General features: G+C 72.4%; 13 protein-coding genes and 1 riboswitch. Of the genes, 7 read left to right on the top strand and 6 right to left on the bottom strand.

Annotation, left to right across the window (positions count from 1 at the left end; genetic code table 11):
- The 3 genes from KUM39_RS26985 to KUM39_RS26975 all read right to left on the bottom strand — a co-directional run.
- The coding region (locus KUM39_RS26985; RefSeq protein ID WP_217788401.1) for a glycoside hydrolase family 3 protein at window positions 1-1,125 on the bottom strand (1,125 nt) is incomplete at its 3' end.
- Window positions 1,126-1,162: 37 nt separating this feature from the next.
- Window positions 1,163-2,917, bottom strand: coding sequence for a discoidin domain-containing protein (locus tag KUM39_RS26980; protein WP_217788400.1), 1,755 nt, complete (start codon window positions 2,915-2,917; stop codon window positions 1,163-1,165).
- Window positions 2,918-3,049: 132 nt separating this feature from the next.
- Window positions 3,050-4,120, bottom strand: coding sequence for a DUF1996 domain-containing protein (locus KUM39_RS26975; RefSeq protein WP_217788399.1), 1,071 nt, complete (start codon window positions 4,118-4,120; stop codon window positions 3,050-3,052).
- Window positions 4,121-4,535: 415 nt separating this feature from the next.
- Between KUM39_RS26975 and KUM39_RS26970 the strand changes: the two genes are divergently transcribed.
- From KUM39_RS26970 to KUM39_RS26955, 4 genes are all read left to right on the top strand, one after another.
- Window positions 4,536-6,359, top strand: a complete 1,824-nt coding sequence (locus KUM39_RS26970) for a pectate lyase-like domain-containing protein (protein ID WP_217788398.1) — start codon at window positions 4,536-4,538, stop codon at window positions 6,357-6,359.
- A 145-nt stretch (window positions 6,360-6,504) separates the two neighbouring features.
- Window positions 6,505-8,892: an ATP-binding cassette domain-containing protein gene (locus KUM39_RS26965; protein WP_217788397.1), complete on the top strand. Its 2,388-nt coding sequence runs from the start codon at window positions 6,505-6,507 to the stop codon at window positions 8,890-8,892.
- A 105-nt stretch (window positions 8,893-8,997) separates the two neighbouring features.
- On the top strand, window positions 8,998-9,489 hold the full coding sequence (locus tag KUM39_RS26960) for a peptidylprolyl isomerase (protein WP_217788396.1): 492 nt from the start codon (window positions 8,998-9,000) through the stop codon (window positions 9,487-9,489).
- Window positions 9,490-9,684: 195 nt separating this feature from the next.
- On the top strand, window positions 9,685-10,509 hold the full coding sequence (locus KUM39_RS26955) for a YhjD/YihY/BrkB family envelope integrity protein (RefSeq protein WP_217788395.1): 825 nt from the start codon (window positions 9,685-9,687) through the stop codon (window positions 10,507-10,509).
- Here the strand turns inward: KUM39_RS26955 and KUM39_RS26950 are convergent.
- The 3 genes from KUM39_RS26950 to KUM39_RS26940 form a co-directional block, all read right to left on the bottom strand.
- Window positions 10,484-12,664, bottom strand: coding sequence for a serine/threonine-protein kinase (locus tag KUM39_RS26950; RefSeq protein WP_217788394.1), 2,181 nt, complete (start codon window positions 12,662-12,664; stop codon window positions 10,484-10,486). The two genes, KUM39_RS26955 and KUM39_RS26950, sit on opposite strands and share 26 nt — an antisense overlap.
- A gap of 84 nt (window positions 12,665-12,748) precedes the next feature.
- Entirely contained in the window at window positions 12,749-13,738 is a 990-nt protein-coding gene (locus KUM39_RS26945; protein ID WP_217788393.1) for a pyridoxal-phosphate dependent enzyme, read from the bottom strand.
- A 154-nt stretch (window positions 13,739-13,892) separates the two neighbouring features.
- A complete protein-coding gene (locus KUM39_RS26940; RefSeq protein ID WP_217788392.1) occupies window positions 13,893-15,056 on the bottom strand; it encodes an alanine racemase in 1,164 nt (387 codons plus the stop codon).
- 211 nt (window positions 15,057-15,267) lie between these two features.
- Window positions 15,268-15,486: riboswitch (cobalamin riboswitch) on the top strand.
- Between the two features lie 166 nt (window positions 15,487-15,652).
- Here KUM39_RS26940 and metE point away from each other — a divergent pair.
- The 3 genes from metE to KUM39_RS26925 all read left to right on the top strand — a co-directional run bounded on the left by metE (window position 15,653) and on the right by KUM39_RS26925 (window position 19,002).
- Window positions 15,653-17,962, top strand: a complete 2,310-nt coding sequence (metE, locus tag KUM39_RS26935) for a 5-methyltetrahydropteroyltriglutamate--homocysteine S-methyltransferase (protein ID WP_217788402.1) — start codon at window positions 15,653-15,655, stop codon at window positions 17,960-17,962.
- A 137-nt stretch (window positions 17,963-18,099) separates the two neighbouring features.
- Window positions 18,100-18,294 carry a hypothetical protein gene (locus KUM39_RS26930; protein WP_217788391.1) on the top strand — a complete coding sequence of 65 codons (195 nt, stop codon included), beginning with the start codon at window positions 18,100-18,102 and terminating at the stop codon, window positions 18,292-18,294.
- A 123-nt stretch (window positions 18,295-18,417) separates the two neighbouring features.
- Window positions 18,418-19,002, top strand: a complete 585-nt coding sequence (locus KUM39_RS26925) for a histidine phosphatase family protein (RefSeq protein WP_217788390.1) — start codon at window positions 18,418-18,420, stop codon at window positions 19,000-19,002.
- The last annotated feature ends 55 nt before the right edge of the window (window positions 19,003-19,057 follow it).

Below are 19,057 nucleotides of genomic sequence, written 5' to 3'. Positions count from 1 at the left end.
CAGGACGCGGGCGTGGCCGCGCAGTCCGGCGCGGATGCCGTCGAGGACGGACACCTCGTCCTGCGGGAAGACACCGGCGCTGCCGCCGCCCTGGGTGCGGGTGCGGGCGGCGGGGGCGCCGATGACGGCGAGGGTGGTGAGGCGGCCGGGGTCCAGCGGCAGGACGTCGTGGTTGGTGAGCAGGACGGTCCCGGCGGACGCGGCGCGCCGGGCGAGGGCGCGGGCCTGCCGGGAGGTGGGCGGGGCGGGGACCGGGCGGGCGGGGCGGCCGAGGGCGCCGCAGCGGGCGGCGAGCCGCAGCAGCCGCCGTACCTTGTCGTCCACGGCGGATTCCTCGACCTCGCCGTGTTCGACGGCGTGGACGAGCCGCTCGCCCCACTCCCCCGCCGGGCCGGGCATCGCCAGGTCGAGCGCGGCGCGGGCGGTGTCGTGGGTGGAGCGGACGGCGCCCCAGTCGGAGACGACGGCGCCGTCGAAGGCCCAGTCGGTCTTGAGGGGGTGGGTGAGCAGCTCGTGGGCGGTCATGGTGGTGCCGTTGAGGCGGTTGTACCCGGCCATGACCGCCCAGGCGCCCGCCTCGACGGCCAGCTCGAAGGGCAGGAGCTGTACCTCGCGCAGGGTGCGCGGGTCGAGGCGGGCGTCGGCGGTGAGCCGGTCGGTCTCGGCGTCGTTGGCCGCGTAGTGCTTGGCGGTGGCGGCGACGCCGTGCGCCTGGATGCCCCGGACCAGGGCGGCGCCGGTACGGCCGGTCAGCTCCGGGTCCTCGGAGAAGCACTCGAAGTGCCGGCCGGCCAGCGGGCTGCGGTGCAGGTTGAGGTTGGGGGCGAGGACGACGTGGACGCCCTTGCGGCGGGCCTCGGCGGCGAGCAGGGCGCCGATCTCCTTGGCCAGCTCCTCGTCGAAGGACGCGGCGAGCGCGGACGCGGACGGCAGCAGCACCGAGGTGCTGCGTTCGTCCCAGCTCTCGCCGCGTACGCCCGCCGGGCCGTCGGACAGCACCAACTCCCTGAGCCCGATGTCGGGTTCGGCAGCCGTGCGCCAGGTGGTGGCGCCGGTGAGCAGCCGGACCCTGGCCCGCAGGGTCAGTTTGTCGAGCAGCCGGTCCAGCTCGTCCTCGTCGGTCATCCCCGCCCCCCTTTCGTCGTGCGGTCGCGGGCGAACGTCAGTTGTAGACGCCGAACTCGTACAGCGAGTAGCCGTAACCGGTGCCGCGCTGCGTGCCGTTGATACGGACGTAGCGGCCGGTGCCGGTGACGTCGAAGTCGTCCACGCCGCCGTTGCCGTCCGTCACGGTGCGCACGGTCTGCCAGTTCTGCCCGTCGTCGGAGGTCTGCACGCTGTACGTCTTGGCGTACGACGCCTCCCACAGGAGCTGGACGTGACGGAAGGTGGTGCGGCTGCCCAGGTCCACCTGGATCCACTGGGGGTCGCTCCAGTCGCTGGCCCAGCGGGTGGTGTTGTCACCGTCCACGGCCTTGGCGGCGGTGCAGGGGCAGTCCCCGAAACTCGGCTGGAAGGAGGAGGCGGTGGCGGTCTTGCCGCGCGCGATGTTGGTGCCGCTCGGTGTCGGCGGCACGACGCGTACGGACTTGGTCTCGACGCCGACGTTGCCGTGTCCGTCGGTGACCTTGACGTACACCTTCCACACGCCGGGCCGGTCGGGGGCGGTGAACTTCAGCCGTCCGCCGCCGAGATTGGTGAAGGGCACCGAGGCGAGGTTCTTGCTCTGGTCGATGTAGTTGCTGTTCTGGAGGACCTCGTAGGACAGCGCGTCGCCGTCGGGGTCGGTGGCCGCGACGCTCAGGGTGAGGTCCCGTCCGGCCTGCACCTTGGAGGCGTCGCCCTCGACGGTGAGCCCGGAGATGACGGGCGGGGTGTTGTCGCGGGAGGTGTCGCCGCCGTAGGCCCGCTTGACCGCGTAGTAGGAGAGCCGCTTCTGACCGGCGGGAAGCAGGTTGAACCAGATGCCGCCGAAGTCGTACTCGGTGCCGTAGTGGAACATCGTGGCGCCGAGCGCGACGCCCCGGTGACCGGTGATGCAGCCCCAGGCGCGGGTGTAGCCGTCGGCCTTGGCGCGGTCGGTGGGCTCCAGCGGCACCCCATTGGCGTCGTTCGGCACCTCCCACTCACCGGCCGGTCCGGACTCGGTGACGATGTAGGGCTTGGTGTAACCGCCCTGCTGCCAGGCCGCCTTGACGTCGCAGACCGCGTTGTAGGAGTTGACGGCGTACAGATCGAGGTCGGGCGCGTTCCTCTTGTAGTACGGCCAGGCACCCACCCACGCGTCGGTGGAGGTCACCGGGTGGTTGGGGTCGATGGCGTGGATCTTCTTGGTGATGTCGTTGACGAGCGTGGTGTAGGCGTTGCGCTGGTTCTCCAGCTCGGTGCCGCTGTAGCAGTTCTGGAGTCCGAGCACCGACTCGTTGCCGACGTCCCACATGAGGACGCCGGGGTTGTCCTTGTACGCCTGCACCCACTTGGGGAACTCGTCGAGCATCTGGTTCTTGTACGCGGTGTCGGTGAGGTAGTTGACGCAGCCGCCGCTGCCGGGGCCGCCGCCGGGCTGGAGCCAGAAACCGGCCACTACCTTGATGCCGTTGGCCGCCGCCGCGTCGAACAGCGGCTTGCTGGAGGCGTCGGTGCCCCAGGTGCGGATGGTGTTGACGCCCATCGACTTCAGGTCGGGCAGGTAGCGGCCCGCGTCGGCGACGGCGGGACCCCAGGTCAGGCCCTTGAGGGTGTACGGCTGGCCGTCCACGGTGAGCTGCCAGTTGCCCTGGCTGCCGGTCACCTTGACGACACTTCCGGCGGCGTGGGCCTGGGTGGCGGGCAGCGCGGTGAGGGCGCCGACGGCCAGGGCTCCGGCGGCGAGGGGGGCGCCGAGACGGCGCGCACGGGTGCGTGGGGGTCGGGTCATGGTGGTGTGGTCTCCGGTGTGGGGTGCGGGTGCGGGTACCGAGGGGTGCCGGACGGGGTCCGGCCGGTGCCGGGCGTGCCGTGCTCGCGGGGAGGCGGACGCGGCACGCCCGGCCGGGGGGTCCGAACGTGCCTACGGCAGGCGGTAGTCGGCGTTCAGGGCGGCGCCCGCCTCGGGGTGCGTCTCGTCGTAGCCGCGCGCGTCGCACTGGAGGCCGCCGACGATGCAGTGGTCCACCATCGCCTTCAGGGTGGGCGCGTCCCAGGCGTTGAAGAAGTCGTAGTGGAAGCTGTGCCCGGGTCCGCTGGACAGCCGGACCTGGGACATGTCGCCGTTGACCGGCCACGCCATCTTGAACTCGATCATGGGCAGCGCGACCGGGTGGTCGGCGGGGCACATGTTGTCGTTGGTGCCGGGCTTGACCACCGGGTAGGCCATGTGGCTCTGGTGGTCGGGGGTGTCCAGGTACTTGCCGTCCCAGCAACTGGGTGCCTGGAAGCGGATGTTGAGCTGGACGTCCGGCCGGTTCGGACAGCTCGCCGGGAACTCGGTGTTGAAGAAGCTGTCACCGCACTCCCAGCCCTCGACGAAGCCGCGATGGTTGCGGAACTGGTCGGCGCTCTGCATGGGACTGCCGACGACGAACCGCAGACCCTTGGGGAAGGGACGGACGCTGGTGTAGTCGGTGACGCCGGTCTTGTAGTAGATGACCTGCGGACCGACCGGGAGGATCGCCTTGTCGCCGTTGTAGAGCGTGGGCATCCAGTACGCGGACAGGTCACCGGGCGCCTTGCAGGCGGTGCCACCGGCGCTGAGCGAGGCGGTGGTGCTGCTCGCGTAGGTGGTGGTGTTGCCCATGAAGGTGTGGTCGTGGGACTTGCCGGGCTGCTGCGGATAGACGATCGGGTCGTCCGGACGCGTGCGCGTCACCGAGCAGTTGGCCTGGAACTCGTGGAAGTAGCGGTGCGGCGGGGTCGCCGTGGACGGGGTGGTGGTGACCGGGGGGTTCGCCGGTATGTAGCCGTCTCCGTCCGGGTCCTCCGGGGAGGAGGCGGTGGACACGGCCATGACATGGCCGGTGCGGGTGGTGGCCGCCGGGGAGGCGGGGGCACCGGTGGCGGCGACGCCGGTGATCCCGAGGGTGGCCACCAGCAGGGCGGAGCTGATCAGCGCGCCCGGCAGGATCTTCGATCTCCGTGACATGGGGGGCTCCTCGAAGGGAGGTGGGGGCATCTGGGCCGTACGGAGCAGGTGGAGCTGTGGGAGTCCGTGACGAACGGTGACGGACGTTGGCGGACGACGAAGGACGACGACGGACGATGACGGACGGGGAGGACCGCGGGAGGCGCGGGCCCCGGAGAGACTCTGGGAGAGCGCTCTCCCACGCTGGAGTGTCGGGACGGCGGGAGGAGGTGTCAAGGGATCCGGCAAAGGTTCGGCGGCGCGGTGTGCGCACACTTCTCGAAGGCGGTGCCCGAAACATGACGGTTGGTCAGGCGGGCCCCGGAGGATTTCGGTCACAACTCTTGACGGCTGGTTCACACCAATGAAGCATCCATCGGCAAGAGAGCGCTCCCAGCCCCCACTTCGTTCAGTTTCTGAACAAGGAGAGCCGCACATGTCCCCCTCTGCACCCACGCCTTCCTCCGACTCCCCTTCCTCGTCGGCGTCCTCGTCGGTCGGCCGCCGGGCCGTGCTCGGCGCGGCGGCGGCCGTCGCCGCCGTCCCCGTCCTGGGTGCGGCGGCCGGGGCCGCGCAGGCCGCGCCCTCCCGCGCGAAGGCGGCGCCGAGCGCGCTGCCCGGCGGCGGCGACCTGGGCCCCAACGTGATCGTCTTCGATCCGTCCACGTCCAACATCCAGGGCCGCCTCGACGAGGTGTTCCGCCAGCAGGAGACCGCCCAGTTCGGCGGCGGGCGCTACCAGTTCCTGTTCAAGCCGGGCACCTACAACGGGCTGAACGCGCAGATCGGCTTCTACACCTCGATCTCCGGTCTCGGTCTCTCCCCCGACGACACCACGATCAACGGTGACGTGACGGTCGATGCGGGCTGGTTCAACGGCAACGCCACGCAGAACTTCTGGCGTTCGGCGGAGAACCTGGCGCTGGTCCCGGTCAACGGCACCGACCGCTGGGCGGTCGCGCAGGCCGCACCGTTCCGCCGGATGCATGTGCGCGGCGGGCTGAACCTCGCCCCGAACGGCTACGGCTGGGCCAGCGGCGGCTACATCGCGGACAGCCGGATCGACGGCCAGGTCGGGCCGTACTCCCAGCAGCAGTGGTACACGCGGGACAGTGTGATCGGCAGCTGGGGCAACGCCGTGTGGAACATGGTGTTCTCCGGGGTGCAGGGCGCACCGGCCGGGAGCTTCCCCAACCCGCCGTACACCACGCTCGACACCACACCCGTCTCCCGCGAGAAGCCGTTCCTGTACCTGAGCGGCAGCGAGTACCGGGTGTTCCTGCCGGAGAAGCGCACCAACGCGCGCGGGGTCACCTGGGGCAACGGCACGCCGCGCGGCACGTCCCTGCCGCTGTCGCAGTTCTACGTCGCCAAGCCCGGCGTCAGCGCGGCCACCCTCAACCAGGCGCTCCAGCAGGGCCTGCACCTGCTGCTGACGCCCGGTGTCTACCACGTGAACCAGCCGATCCAGGTCACGCGTGCCAACACCGTGGTGCTGGGCCTGGGTTACGCGACGCTGATCCCGGACAACGGCAGCACGGTGCTGAAGGTGGCCGACGTGGACGGGGTCCGGCTCGCCGGGTTCCTGATCGACGCGGGTCCCGTGAACTCGGCGACGCTGCTGGAGGTCGGCCCGTCCGGCGCGACCACCGACCACTCGGCCAACCCGACCACCGTGCAGGACGTGTTCGTGCGGATCGGCGGCGCGGGCGCGGGCAAGGCCACCACCAGCATGGTGATCAACAGCCGCCACACCATCGTGGACCACACCTGGGTGTGGCGCGCCGACCACGGCACCGGCGTCGGCTGGGACACCAACCGCGCCGACTACGGCGTGGTCGTCAACGGCGACGACGTGCTGATCACCGGCCTGTTCGTGGAGCACTTCAACAAGTACGACGTGCAGTGGAACGGCCAGCGGGGCCGCACGATCTTCTTCCAGAACGAGAAGGCGTACGACGCGCCCAACCAGGCCGCGATCCAGAACGGCTCGGTCAAGGGCTACGCGGCGTACAAGGTCGCGGACTCGGTGACCACGCACGAGGGCTGGGGCCTGGGCAGTTACTGCTACTACAACGTGAACCCGTCGATCGTGCAGCACAACGGGTTCTCGGCGCCGAACCGGTCCGGGGTGAAGTTCCACAACCTGCTGGTGGTCTCCCTGGGCGGGCAGGGCCAGTACGAGCGGGTGATCAACGAGACGGGTTCGCCCACCTCGGGCACGTCCACGGTGCCGTCCACGGTCGTGTCGTACCCCTGATCCGGGCCCTTCCGGTCGTCGCGGCGGCGGGCGCGGGCCCGTCGCCGCGGCGGTCAGGATTCGAGAAGCGCCGCACGTCCCCGTACGGCTAGCGTTGCGGCAGGCGCTTGAGCCGGGCGCCGCGCGAGGGACGGAGAGACAGACCATGAGCAGGGCGACGGGGACGGACGGTACGGCGTCCGGGGCGCACGCGGCCGACATCCACGACATGATCCGGGTGCACGGCGCGCGGGAGAACAACCTCAGGGACGTGACGGTCGAGATCCCGAAACGGCGGCTGACCGTGTTCACGGGGGTGTCCGGTTCGGGCAAGAGTTCGCTGGTGTTCGACACGATCGCGGCCGAGTCGCAGCGGCTGATCAACGAGACGTACAGCGCGTTCGTGCAGGGTTTCATGCCGTCGCCCGCCCGCCCCGAGGCGGATGTGCTGGAGGGGCTGACCACGGTGATCACCGTGGACCAGCAGCGCCTCGGCGCCGATCCGCGCTCCACGGTGGGCACCGCCACCGACGCCAACGCGATGCTGCGCATCCTCTTCAGCCGGCTCGCCGCCCCGCACATCGGCCCGCCCAGCGCGTACGCCTTCAACGTGCCCTCGGTGCACGCGACCGGCGCGATCACCGTGGAGCGCGGCAACCGCCGGGCGGAGAAGGCCGTCTTCACCCGGACCGGCGGGATGTGCCCGCGCTGCGAGGGGCGCGGCGCGGTCAACGACATCGATCTGACCCAGCTCTACGACGACGGCAAGTCCCTGAACGAGGGCGCGCTGACCATCCCCGGCTACAGCGTGGACGGCTGGTACGGGCGGATCTTCGGCGGCTGCGGCTTCTTCGACCCGGACAAGCCGATCCGGAAGTTCACCGAGCGGGAACTGCACGACCTGCTGTACAAGGAGCCCACCAAGATCAAGGTGGACGGCATCAACCTCACCTACGAGGGACTGATCCCGAAGATCCAGAAGTCGTTCCTGTCCAAGGACGTGGACGCGCTCCAGCCGCACGTGCGGGCGTTCGTGGAGCGCGCGGTGACCTTCACCACCTGCCCCGACTGCGACGGCACCCGGCTCACCGAGAGCGCGCGGACGTCCACGATCGGCGGGGTGAGCATCGCGGACGCGTGCGCCATGCAGATCAGCGATCTCGCGGAGTGGGTGCGTGCGCTGGACGATCCGTCGGTGGCGCCGCTGCTGGCGAAGCTGCGGCACGCGCTGGACTCGTTCGCGGAGATCGGCCTCGGCTACCTCTCGCTGGACCGGCCCGCGGGCACCCTGTCGGGCGGTGAGGCGCAGCGCGTGAAGATGGTCCGCCATCTCGGGTCCTCGCTGACCGATGTGACGTACGTCTTCGACGAGCCGACCACCGGGCTGCACCCGCACGACATCCAGCGGATGAACGGCCTGCTGCTGCGGTTGCGCGACAAGGGCAACACGGTGCTGGTCGTGGAGCACAAGCCGGAGGTCATCGCCATCGCCGACCATGTGGTGGACCTGGGTCCGGGCGCGGGCACGGCGGGCGGCACCGTCTGTTTCGAGGGCACCGTGGAGGCGCTGCGGGCGTCCGGCACGGTCACCGGCCGCCACCTGGACGACCGGGCGAAGCTGAAGCCGGAGGTCCGCGGGTCCAGCGGGGTGCTGGAGATCCGGGGCGCCCGCGCGAACAACCTGCGCGATGTGGACGTGGACCTGCCGCTCGGGGTGCTGACCGTGGTGACCGGGGTCGCGGGTTCGGGGAAGAGTTCGCTGCTGCACGGGTCGGTCCCGGCGGGCGAGGGTGTGATCGCGGTGGACCAGAGCCCCATCCGGGGTTCCCGGCGCAGCAACCCGGCGACGTACACGGGTCTGCTGGACCCGATCCGCAAGGCGTTCGCCAAGGCCAACGGCGTGAAACCGGCCCTGTTCAGCGCGAACTCCGAGGGCGCCTGCCCCACCTGCAACGGCGCCGGGGTGATCTACACCGACCTGGCGATGATGGCCGGGGTGGCCACCACCTGCGAGGAGTGCGAGGGGCGCCGCTTCCAGGCGTCGGTGCTGGAGTACCGGTTCGGCGGGCGGGACATCGCGGAGGTGCTGGCGATGTCGGTGACGCAGGCGGAGGCGTTCTTCGCCGAGGGCGAGGCACGCACCCCGGCCGCGCACCGCGTCCTTCAGCGGCTCGCGGACGTGGGGCTGGGCTATCTCAGTCTGGGCCAGCCGCTGACCACGCTGTCCGGCGGTGAGCGGCAGCGGCTGAAGCTCGCCACCCACATGGCCGACAAGGGCGGTGTCTACGTCCTGGACGAGCCGACCACGGGCCTGCACCTGGCGGACGTGGAGCAGTTGCTCGGGCTGCTGGACCGGCTGGTGGACTCCGGGAAGTCGGTGATCGTCATCGAGCACCACCAGGCGGTCATGGCGCACGCGGACTGGATCGTGGACCTCGGTCCGGGCGCGGGCCACGACGGCGGCCGGGTCGTCTTCGAGGGCACCCCGGCCGAGCTGGCCGCCGCCCGCACCACGCTGACCGGGGAACATCTGGCCGCCTACGTGGGCGTCTGACCGGCGTCCGCACACCGCCGGGCCGGGGCGCGCCGCGCGACACCGGGGCCCTCGAAAGGGACCCTTCCGCGCGTGCGGGTCCGGCCCGGCGGTAAATTGATCGACATGAGTGAGAACGTTTACTTCGACATCACGATCAACGACGAGCCGGCCGGCCGGATCGTCTTCCAGCTTTTCGACGACGTGGTCCCCCGGACCGCGCAGAACTTCCGCGAGCTGGCCACCGGCCAGCACGGCTTCGGCTACGCCGGTTCCTCGTTCCACCGCGTCATCCCGCAGTTCATGCTCCAGGGCGGCGACTTCACCGCCGGGAACGGCACGGGCGGCAAGAGCATCTACGGCGCGAAGTTCGAGGACGAGAACTTCCAGCTGAAGCACGACCGGCCGTACCTGCTGAGCATGGCGAACGCCGGTCGCAACACCAACGGCTCGCAGTTCTTCATCACGACGATCGTCACCGACTGGCTCGACGGCAAGCACGTCGTCTTCGGTGAGGTCGTCGAGGGCAAGGAGATCGTGGACCGGATCGAGGGCGTCGGCAGCCGCAACGGCGCCACCAGCGCCAAGGTCACCATCTCGGCCAGCGGCACCGTCTGAGCCGTACCCCGGCAGCCGCCGTCCCCCTGATCACCCGCGTGCCGTGACCGCCGCCGACCCGGCGGCGCGGCCGGGCGGATCGGACCGTTTGGTCCGATCATGTGAGCAGGACTCAGGCATACCGGCCGCGTGCCGCCGACGGTTCGTCCGCCGGTGGCACGCCCGGTCCGGCGCGGACGCGGGAGGGACGGACCCGTGAGGCAGTGGCGGAGCGCCCCCCGGCGGGTGTGGGAGTGGCTCGCGGTGCCCGCCCTGTTCCGGCGCGGGCGCGAGCTGGAGCTGATGCACCGGGCGATGGGCTTCGCCACGCTGGCCCTGGTCACCCTCGCGCCGCTGCTGATCGTCGTCGCCGCCGCGGACCCGCTGGTCCGGGGCGGTTTCGCGTTCTGGCTGACCGACGGCATGGGCCTGTCCGGGCAGTCCGCCGACACCCTCACCCGGATCATCAGCCCGCCCCGCGAGGTCATCGGCACCACCAGTGTGCTGAGCCTCGTGCTGCTGGCCGTGTTCGGCGTGTCGTTCGCCGGGAGCGTGCAGAACGGCTACGAGCGGATCTGGGGGCTGGCGTCCGGCCCCTGGCACCGGGTGTGGCGGCAGGCGACCTGGCTGGTGTTGCTCACCGCGTACCTCTACCAGGAGGTGCTGACCCGGACGGCCGTGCACGGCACGGGCCGGGTGCTGCTGACCGTGCTGAGCACGGTGGCGTTCTTCTGGTGGGGCCAGCATTTCCTGCTCGGCGGCCAGATCCGCTGGCGCACCCTGCTGCCGGGAGCGGTCGCCACCATCGTGGGTCTGGCCGGGCTCCGGGTCTTCTCGTCCCTGGTCTTCACCCCGCTGATCGTGACGAACGCCCTGAACTACGGCGCGGTCGGCACCGTGCTGGTGGTGGAGTCCTGGCTGATCGGCGTGGGGTTCGTGGTGTACGGGGCGGCGCTGTTCGGGCGCTGGTTCACCCAGCACCACTGGACCCGGGGGCACGAGGAGCGGGCGCCGCTCAGCCCAGGCAGTCCCCCGACCTGACGATCTCGGGGGTGCCGCCGAGCCCCCCGGAGTACACGACGACCGACCAGCGGGTGTACGGCCAGCTCTTGTCCGCCTTGTACCGCGCGAGCAGCCTCGGGCAGGCGGTCCGGGTCACCAGATCCTGGAAGTTGTCGCGCTGTGCCCGCCCGGCGACGGCGTCCCGCGTGTCCACGATCCAGAGGTACGCGGCTTTCTGCACGGGGTCGAAGCCGAGGCTGATGTCCTCGTCGGCCGCTTCGGGCGCGATGCCGTCGTCCCGCGCGACCCGTGCCCGCCACGCCCTGGTGACGGCCTTGTCGATGCCGTCCGCGACCTGGAACTCGGTCTTGTCGGCGCTGGGCATGCGGGCGGCCGCGATGCCCTCGTCCTCGCCCTGCCACTGTCCGGCCACCGTGTGGTAGCAGCCGTCGGTGGCCTCGCCGAAGCCGAGGGCGGTGGCGTCGGTCGCGGTGTCGGAGTCCTTCCAGAACACGGCGTATCTGCCGTACGCCCAGCTGTCCGGGGCGTCCGCGAGACGGTGGGCGAGCGTGGCACAGGCGGCCATCCCGGCGCTCCGCCGGAACAGGGTCCGCTGCGCCTCCGGGAGCTGGGAGACGGGTCCGCCGGTGAGGACGACGGTCTGCGCGCGCCGGTCGAAGGTGACCTGGGGTTCCATGAACGCGAGGTCCTTGGTGGCGAGCATGGTCCGTACGGCCGCGCGGACGGCTCCGGCGACCTCGGTCTCGTCCGCCGTGGCGGCCACCGCGGAGTCGCGCCAGTCGTCGGAGGAGGGCTCGGTGTCGTCGCCGGACCGGGTGAAGGCGGGGTTCGGCGCACCGGCGAGGGGGTCGGCGGGGATCGCGCCGCGACCGGTGCCGGAGAAGGCGGGCCCGGCGGTGCGGGCGGACCCGGTCGGCGCGGGAGAGGTGGCCGCCGCCTCCCGGTGCGTGGCGGCGGAGGCGGAGGCGTTGCTCCCGGCCGCGTCGGCGGGGTCCCGCCAGGCGCCGGGGAAGGCCACGGCGGCACCGACCAGCGCGCCCACGACGGCGGCGGCGCCGAGGACGACGGCCGCGGTCCGCCCGCGGGACGAGGACCGGGCGGTGGTGGTCCAGCGGGGATCATCCACGGCGGGGATCTGCCAGAGCGCGACCAGGGGGTCCGCCGGGGGCCGGACGGGTGGCCCGTACGGGTTCGACGGGGCCGGTGGGGCGGGCCGGACACGCGGGTCCGGGGTGGCGGGTGGGGCGGACGCGGCTGTCGGGGGGTGCGGGCCCGCCGGGGCGGGTGTGACGCGCGGGTCCGGCGGGGCGGCCGGGGCGGGGCCGATCTGGGTGGCCTGGGTGGCGAGGAGCCGGGCGCACCGGTCGGCGGTCACCGGGGCGGTGGTCCGGGCGCCGGGTTCCTTGGCGAGGGCGTCCGCCACGATGTCCCGCAGTTCGGCCGGTGTCCCGGCCAGGTCGGCTTCGCCGGACATCACCCGGTAGGCGACGACGTCGGGCGCGCCGGTGCCGAACGGCAGCCGTCCGGTGGCCGCGTACGCGATGAGCGCGCCCCACGCGAACATGTCACCGGCGGGTCCGGCGACGCCCGAGCGGTAGTGCTCGGGGCTGATCCAGCCGGGGGTGCCGGTGAGCACGCCGGTGCGGGTGACGCTGGTGCCGTCGGCGGCGTGCGCGATGCCGAAGTCCAGCACGCGGGGTCCGGCGGGGCTGAGGATCACGTTCTGCGGCTTCACGTCGCGGTGGACCACCCCGGCCGCGTGGATCGCGGCGAGCGCCTGCGCGGTGCCGGTGGCGAAGGCGTACAGCGTGCCGCCGGTGAGCGGCCCGTACCGCGCGATGTGCCGGTCCAGGGTGGGACCGGGGGCGTACGCGGTCGCCAGCCAGGGTGCCCCGGCCTCCGGGTCGGCCGCCAACAGCGGTACCAGGCAGGGCCCTTGGACGCGTGCGGAGAGCTGCACCTCGCGGCGGAACCGGGCGCGGAACTCGGGGTCCTGGGCCTGCGCGGGGTGGATGACCTTGACGGCGACCCGGAGCCCGTCGGCCGTGAGACCGGCGTGGACCGTGCCCATCCCGCCGGAGCCGAGCCGCCCGATGATCCGGTACGGCCCGATCCGGGCGGGGTCGCCGGGCTGGGCGGGCCGCACCCGCCCGACGGCACCCGTGATGCTCATGGAACTCCCCCCAGAGCGAGTGAGCAGACGGCACGAAAGGCCGGAAAGATATGGAGGATGTATATATCACGCCTCATCGGGCTGTCACCGCCCGGCAGTTGACCCCTCCGCCCCCAGCAGGGCGGTGAACCGCGCGGTGTCGATGTTCCCCCCGGAGGCGATCACCCCGACGCGGGGCGGAAGCTTCCCGATCCGCCCGGCGAGCAGCGCGGCGAGTCCCGTGGCGCCACTGGGTTCCAGCACGATCTTCAGCCGCTCGAACGCGAACCTCATCGCCGCGACGATCTCCTCGTCGCTGACCAACTCCACGCTGTCCAAAAGCCGTTGGTTGATTCCGAAGGTGATCTCCCCCGGCGTGGCGATGGCCTGCCCGTCCGCGATGGTGCGCGGTACGGGCACGGTGACCCGCTCCCCGCTCTCCAGGGACCGCCTGGTGTCGTCACCTGCCTCGGGCTCGACCCCGATCATCCGCACACCGGGATGCAGCGCGGTCGCGGCGACGGCGGACCCGGCCATCAGCCCGCCGCCCCCGACCGGCGCGACGACAGCGTCCAACTCACCTGTTTCTTCGAGCAGTTCGAGCGTCGCGGTGCCCTGCCCCGCGATCACGTCCGGATGGTCGTAGGGCGGGATGAGCGTGAGCCCCCGGTCCGCCGCGAGTGCCTCCCCGAGCGCGGTCCTGTCCTGCGTGTACCGGTCGTACGTGACGATCTCGGCCCCGTATCCGGCCGTGGCCGCCATCTTGGAGCGCGGGGCGTCCTCGGGCATGAGGATCACGGCACTGGTGCCGAGTTCGCGGGCCGCCAGCGCGGTGGCCTGCGCGTGGTTCCCGGAGGAGTACGCGGCGATGCCCCGCGCCAGCTGATCCGGAGTGAGCCGAGCCGCCGCGTTGTACGCCCCCCGGATCTTGAAGGCCCCGACCCGCTGGAAGTTCTCGCACTTCACGAAGACCCGGGCACCGACGAGCCCGTCCAGCGTGCGAGAGGTGAGCACGGGGGTGCGATGCGCCACGCCCTTCAGACGGGCGGCTGCTTCCCGGACGTCGGTGAGGGTGACGGGGGGCAAGGGGGGCATGGGGTTCCTCGGGTTGCTCTCTTGGACTGCCGCGCCGGTCGGAGCGTACTTCGACGGCGGTGAACGTCCTGGTGATACCGGTCGTCGTGGATGAGGTCAAGGTCGTCGCCGCGGCGCTGCTTCTCCCGTGTCCACTGCCGCGCCCGCGCGCCCTTCACCAGCCGTCGATGCGGGCCCAGTGTCCCCGCAGCGCGGGGTCGCCGCCCTCCACCACGTGATAGCCCCGGTGCTGGGCCGCGGTGGCGCAGGCGTGGTTGGGGAGGACGCGGAGGCGGGTGCCGAGGGGGAGGGCGGGCAGGGGGGTGGTGTCGCGGGTGGTGAGGGTGCCGTGTTCCTGGCTGGCGGCGGTCATCAGGAGGCCGGGGAGCGGGCGGCCGGTGAGGTCGGTGACCAGGCCGTAGCCCTGGTCCACCCGCTGGGCGGCGGTGCCCCGGTCGCGGGACATGGCCATCCAGCCGCCGTCGGTCATGATCCAGCCGCGCTCGGGGCGGTGGCCGATGACGGTGACGACGACGGACAGGGCGAGGTCGTCCAGGTCGCAGACGCCGAGCCCGGCCATGACGAGGTCGAAGAACACGTAGTTCCCCGCGCGGAGTTCGGTGACTCCGCTGAGGTCGTCGGCGGCGTGGGCGGTCGGGGTGGAGCCGACGCTCACGGTGTGCGCGGGGAGTCCGGCGGCGCGCAGTGCCCCGGCGGCGGCCACGGCAGCGTCGCGTTCGTTCCGTGCCGCCGCGACGCGGGCCTCGGGAGTGGTGGCGTAGTAGGACTCGCCCGCGTGGGTGAGGACACCGTCCAGGCACCCGGCCTCGTGCAGGGTGCGGCCGACGGGGACGAGGTCGGGCGCGTCGGACCGCAGGCCGCCCCGGTGGCCGTCGCAGTCGATCTCGACGAGCGCCGGTACCGGACGGCTCGCCGCACGGGCCTCGGCGGCGACCAACGCGGCCTGCTCGGGGCTGTCGAGCAGGACGCGCAGGGTCACGCCCCGGTCCAACAGGGCGCGCACGCGCGGGAGTTTGCGGGGTTCGATGCCGACGGCGTACGTGATGTCGGTGTATCCGGCGTCCGCGAACGCCTCGGCCTCCGCGAGGGTGGAGACGGTGACGGGTCCCGGAGTCCCGCCGTCGAGGAGGCGGGCCACGTCGAGACTCTTGGCGGTCTTGACGTGGGGGCGGAGGGTGACGCCGAGCTGCTCGGCGCGGCGGGCCAGCCGGTCCGCGTTGCGGCGGACGCGGGCGGCGTCCACGACGGCGAACGGGGTGTCGGGGTCGTGCAGGGTGCCCGGCGCTCCCGGTGCCCACGGTGCCGCGGTAGGAGTCATCCGCCTGAAGCCTCGCTGTCGTGGTCGAAGCGCGTCGCCACGGTCCCCACCTGCCCTTTCGCCGCTTCTCCGGTTCCGGAGGGCGATTCTAGGCACGGCGCGAGAACCGCGTACGTCCAGGAGGGGCGGGTACGCAGGAAGCCCACGTCCCGGGGGCGACCCGCCCCGTCCGCATCGTGGCGCCCGCGCTCCCCCGCCGCTCCGACCGTCTACGCTGGCCCACGCAGCTGGTTCGCCCCGTCCGCCAGGCGGGACGCGTCGTAAGAGGGAACCCGGTGGGAATCCGGGACTGCCCCGCAGCGGTGAGCGGGAACGACCGCCGTCATACGCACTGGACCCTGGAGGGTCTGGGAAGCGACGGCCATTAGGTGTCCTCCCCCGTGAGGACGTGCCCACGAGTCCGAAGACCTGCCAGCTGCCCGTGCGCGGAGCATCCGTGTGCGGATCATCCCGGTGACCTCGTGGGCGGGTCGGCGTACACACCGCAGGGACGGCCGCGTGCCGTCGTGCGGCGTTCGCTCCTTCGCGCTCGCGTCCCGTCGTCCGGGATCTCAGGGATTCATCTCGTGAAGGAGATCTCCGTGACCACCGACTCCGTGACCACCGGCTCCTCGGGCGCGGCACCACGGGCGACCGTGTACGGCTACCCCCGTCAGGGCCCCGACCGGGAGCTGAAGAAGGCGATCGAGGGGTACTGGAAGGGCCGCGTCGGCGCCGCCGAACTGCACGACACCGCCGCCGGACTGCGCCGGGCCAACTGGCGCGCGATGGCGGACGCCGGTCTGGGCGAGGTCCCGACCGGCGACTTCTCGTACTACGACCACGTCCTCGACACCAGCGTCATGGTGGGCGCGGTCCCGGACCGGCACCGTGCCGCCGCGGCCGCCGATCCGCTCGACGGGTACTTCGCGATGGCACGCGGTACGCGGGAGGCGGCGCCGCTGGAGATGACGAAGTGGTTCGACACGAACTACCACTACCTCGTGCCGGAGCTGGGCCCGGACACCGTGTTCTCCGCCGAACCCGCCAAGCAGGTGGGCGAGTTGACTGAGGCGCTGGCGCTGGGCCTGACGGCGCGGCCGGTCCTCGTCGGTCCGGTGACGTATCTGCTGCTGGCGAAGCCCGCGCCCGGTGTGGACCCCGGCTTCGACCCGCTGACCCTGCTGGACCGGCTGCTGCCGGTGTACGCCGAGGTGCTGGGCGCGCTGCGGGCCGCGGGCGCCGAGTGGGCGCAGCTGGACGAGCCGGCGCTGGTGCAGGACCGCACCCCGGCCGAGCTGAACGCCGCCGCGCGCGCCTACCGTGACCTCGGAGCGCTCACCGACCGGCCGAAACTGCTGGTCGCGTCCTACTTCGACCGGCTCGGCGAGGCACTGCCCGTGCTCGCCAAGGCGCCGGTGGAGGGGCTGGCGCTGGACTTCACCGGTCCGGCCGCCGCAAATCTGGACGCCCTCGCGGCCGTGGGCGGTCTGCCGGGCAAGCGGCTGGTCGCGGGCGTCGTCAACGGCCGGAACATCTGGGTGGACGATCTGACGCGGTCCCTCGGCACGCTCGGCACGCTGCTCGGGCTGGCCGACCGGGTGGACGTGGCCGCGTCCTGCTCGCTGCTGCACGTCCCGCTGGACGCCTCGGCCGAGCGGGACATCGCCCCGCAGATCCGGCGCTGGCTGGCGTTCGCCCGCGAGAAGTGCGCCGAGCTGGTGACGCTGGCTCGGGGTCTCGGGCACGGCGCGGACGCGGTCACCGCCGAACTGGCCGCCAATCGGGCCGACTTGGCGTCACGGGCGAACTCCCCGCTCATCCACGACCCGGCGGTCCGGGCCCGCGCCGCCGCCGTCACAGCGGCGGACACCCGGCGCGCCGAGCCGTACCCGGAGCGGTCCGTCGCGCAGCGGGCCCGGCTGGCGCTGCCGCCGCTGCCCACGACGACGATCGGATCGTTCCCGCAGACCGCCGAACTCCGTTCCGCGCGGGCCGACCTGCGCTCGGGGCGGCTGGACACCGAGGGGTACGAGGCGCGGATCGGGGCGGAGATCCGCGAGGTGATCACCTTCCAGGAGCGGGCCGGGCTGGACGTCCTGGTGCACGGCGAGGCCGAACGCAACGACATGGTCCAGTATTTCGCCGAGCGTCTCAACGGCTTCCTCACCACCCGGCACGGCTGGGTCCAGTCGTACGGCACCCGGTACGTACGCCCGCCGGTGCTCGCCGGGGACCTGTCCCGCCCGGAGCCGATGACGGTGCGCTGGACCTCGTACGCCCAGTCGCTCACGGAGCGCCCGGTGAAGGGGATGCTGACCGGGCCTGTCACCATGCTCGCCTGGTCCTTCGTCCGGGACGACCAGCCGCTCTCGAAGACCGCCCGCCAGGTCGCCCTGGCACTGCGGGACGAGGTGAACGACCTTGAGGCGTGCGGGACTTCGGTCATCCAGGTGGACGAGCCCGCGCTGCGCGAGACCCTGCCGCTGCGGGAGGCGGACCGTTCGGCCTATCTGGACTGGGCCACGGAGGCGTTCCGTCTCACCACCTCGGGTGTCCGTCCGGACACCCAGATCCACACCCACATGTGCTACGCCGAGTTCGGGGACGTCGTCGGCGCGATCGACGCCCTGGACGCGGACGTGATCAGCCTGGAAGCGGCCCGCTCGCACATGGAGGTCGCCCGTGAACTGGCCGTGTACGGCTATCCGCGCGAGGCGGGTCCGGGTGTCTACGACATCCACTCGCCGCGTGTCCCGGACGCGGAGGAGGTGGCCGGTCTGCTGCGGCTCGGGCTGCGGGCGCTGCCCGCGGAGCGGCTGTGGGTCAACCCGGACTGCGGTCTGAAGACGCGGGGCTGGCCGGAGGTGCGGGCGTCGCTGGAGAACTTGGTGGCGGCGGCGCGGAAGGTGCGCGCGGAGGCGTAGGGAGGCGGGGTCGGGGGCCGTCGGCATCGGCGGCCCCCGGTCCGGCTCACTCTCATGGGTGACGCGACGGCACGGAGCGCACGGTTCCGCCGTTCCGGGGCAACCGGACCGGGGGAAGCACTCGGGAAGGAGCAGGGATGAGCGAGCGCAGGCCCTGGGTGGGCGATCTGATCCATGACGTCGATGCCGACCGGCGCGGCATCGTCACGGACGTGCGGGACGGCGCGCTGTGGGTGCTGCGGGCCGAGAGCGGGCCGGGGCAGTGGACGTCGGAGGTGCCGGAGCGCCTGACCGTGGTGAGGTCCCGGCACCAGATGCGGGAGCCGTTCTAGACAGGGACAGCCGGGGCGCCGGGGCCGCTCCGCCCGGCGGCCGGTCCGGCGCGTACTGTCCGGACAGCGTTCCCTGTCCCCGTGCACCCGCGCACCCGCGCACCCGTGTGAGGAGCAACTCCCTTGGCCGCACGCATCCTTCTGGTCGCCCCCGCGATGACGCCCGCCCTGCGGCGGGCGGCGTTCGAGGACGGGGAGTCGATCGAGGCGGCGGCTGCCGTACGGGCGGGGCGGCTTGCGGAGACCCTGCCGGGGAGCGCTCGGGCGCTGGTCTCGCCCACGGTGCGGTGCGGGGAGACCGCCCGGGCGCTCGGTCTGGAGGAGGTCGCGGAGGAGCCCGCGTTCGCCCGCCTCGACGTCGGGCGGTGGCGCGGGCGGACGCTGGAGGAGGTGGCCGGGGGCGAACCCGAGGCGCTGGCGGCGTGGTCGGGGGATTCCGGAGCGGCACCCCACGGCGGTGAGTCCGTGAGGGAGTTGTGCGCGCGGGTCGCGGGGTGGCTCGACTCGGTCGGCGCGGGGCTCGACGGGCGGACCCTCGCCGTCGTGGAGCCCGAGGTCGTACGGGCCGTCGTGCTGCACGCGTTGGGGGCACCGGAGGGTGCCTTCTGGCGGATCGACGTGCCGCCGCTGTCCGGGACGGAGGTCAGCGGGCGGGCGGGGCGCTGGAATCTCCGGCTCGGGACAGCCCTCGTACCGCCGGTGCCGTAGGACGAACGGCGGCGGGGCGCCCGGGCCCAACCCCTCCGGCCCGCCCCCCTCCGGG

This window comes from Streptomyces corallincola, assembly GCF_019104725.1.
GTDB lineage: Bacteria > Actinomycetota > Actinomycetes > Streptomycetales > Streptomycetaceae > Streptomyces > Streptomyces corallincola.
The sequence above is the reverse complement of the archived record's forward strand: the minus strand, read 5'-3'. Positions and strand labels throughout refer to the sequence as shown.

Coding starts and splice junctions, on each gene's coding strand:
- KUM39_RS26940 (WP_217788392.1), bottom strand. CDS start 15,056: ATGACTCCTACCGCGGCACCGTGGGCACCGGGAGCGCCGGGCACCCTG.
- KUM39_RS26945 (WP_217788393.1), bottom strand. CDS start 13,738: ATGCCCCCCTTGCCCCCCGTCACCCTCACCGACGTCCGGGAAGCAGCC.
- KUM39_RS26975 (WP_217788399.1), bottom strand. CDS start 4,120: ATGTCACGGAGATCGAAGATCCTGCCGGGCGCGCTGATCAGCTCCGCC.
- KUM39_RS26960 (WP_217788396.1), top strand. CDS start 8,998: ATGAGTGAGAACGTTTACTTCGACATCACGATCAACGACGAGCCGGCC.
- KUM39_RS26970 (WP_217788398.1), top strand. CDS start 4,536: ATGTCCCCCTCTGCACCCACGCCTTCCTCCGACTCCCCTTCCTCGTCG.
- KUM39_RS26965 (WP_217788397.1), top strand. CDS start 6,505: ATGAGCAGGGCGACGGGGACGGACGGTACGGCGTCCGGGGCGCACGCG.
- KUM39_RS26930 (WP_217788391.1), top strand. CDS start 18,100: ATGAGCGAGCGCAGGCCCTGGGTGGGCGATCTGATCCATGACGTCGAT.
- KUM39_RS26950 (WP_217788394.1), bottom strand. CDS start 12,664: ATGAGCATCACGGGTGCCGTCGGGCGGGTGCGGCCCGCCCAGCCCGGC.
- KUM39_RS26980 (WP_217788400.1), bottom strand. CDS start 2,917: ATGACCCGACCCCCACGCACCCGTGCGCGCCGTCTCGGCGCCCCCCTC.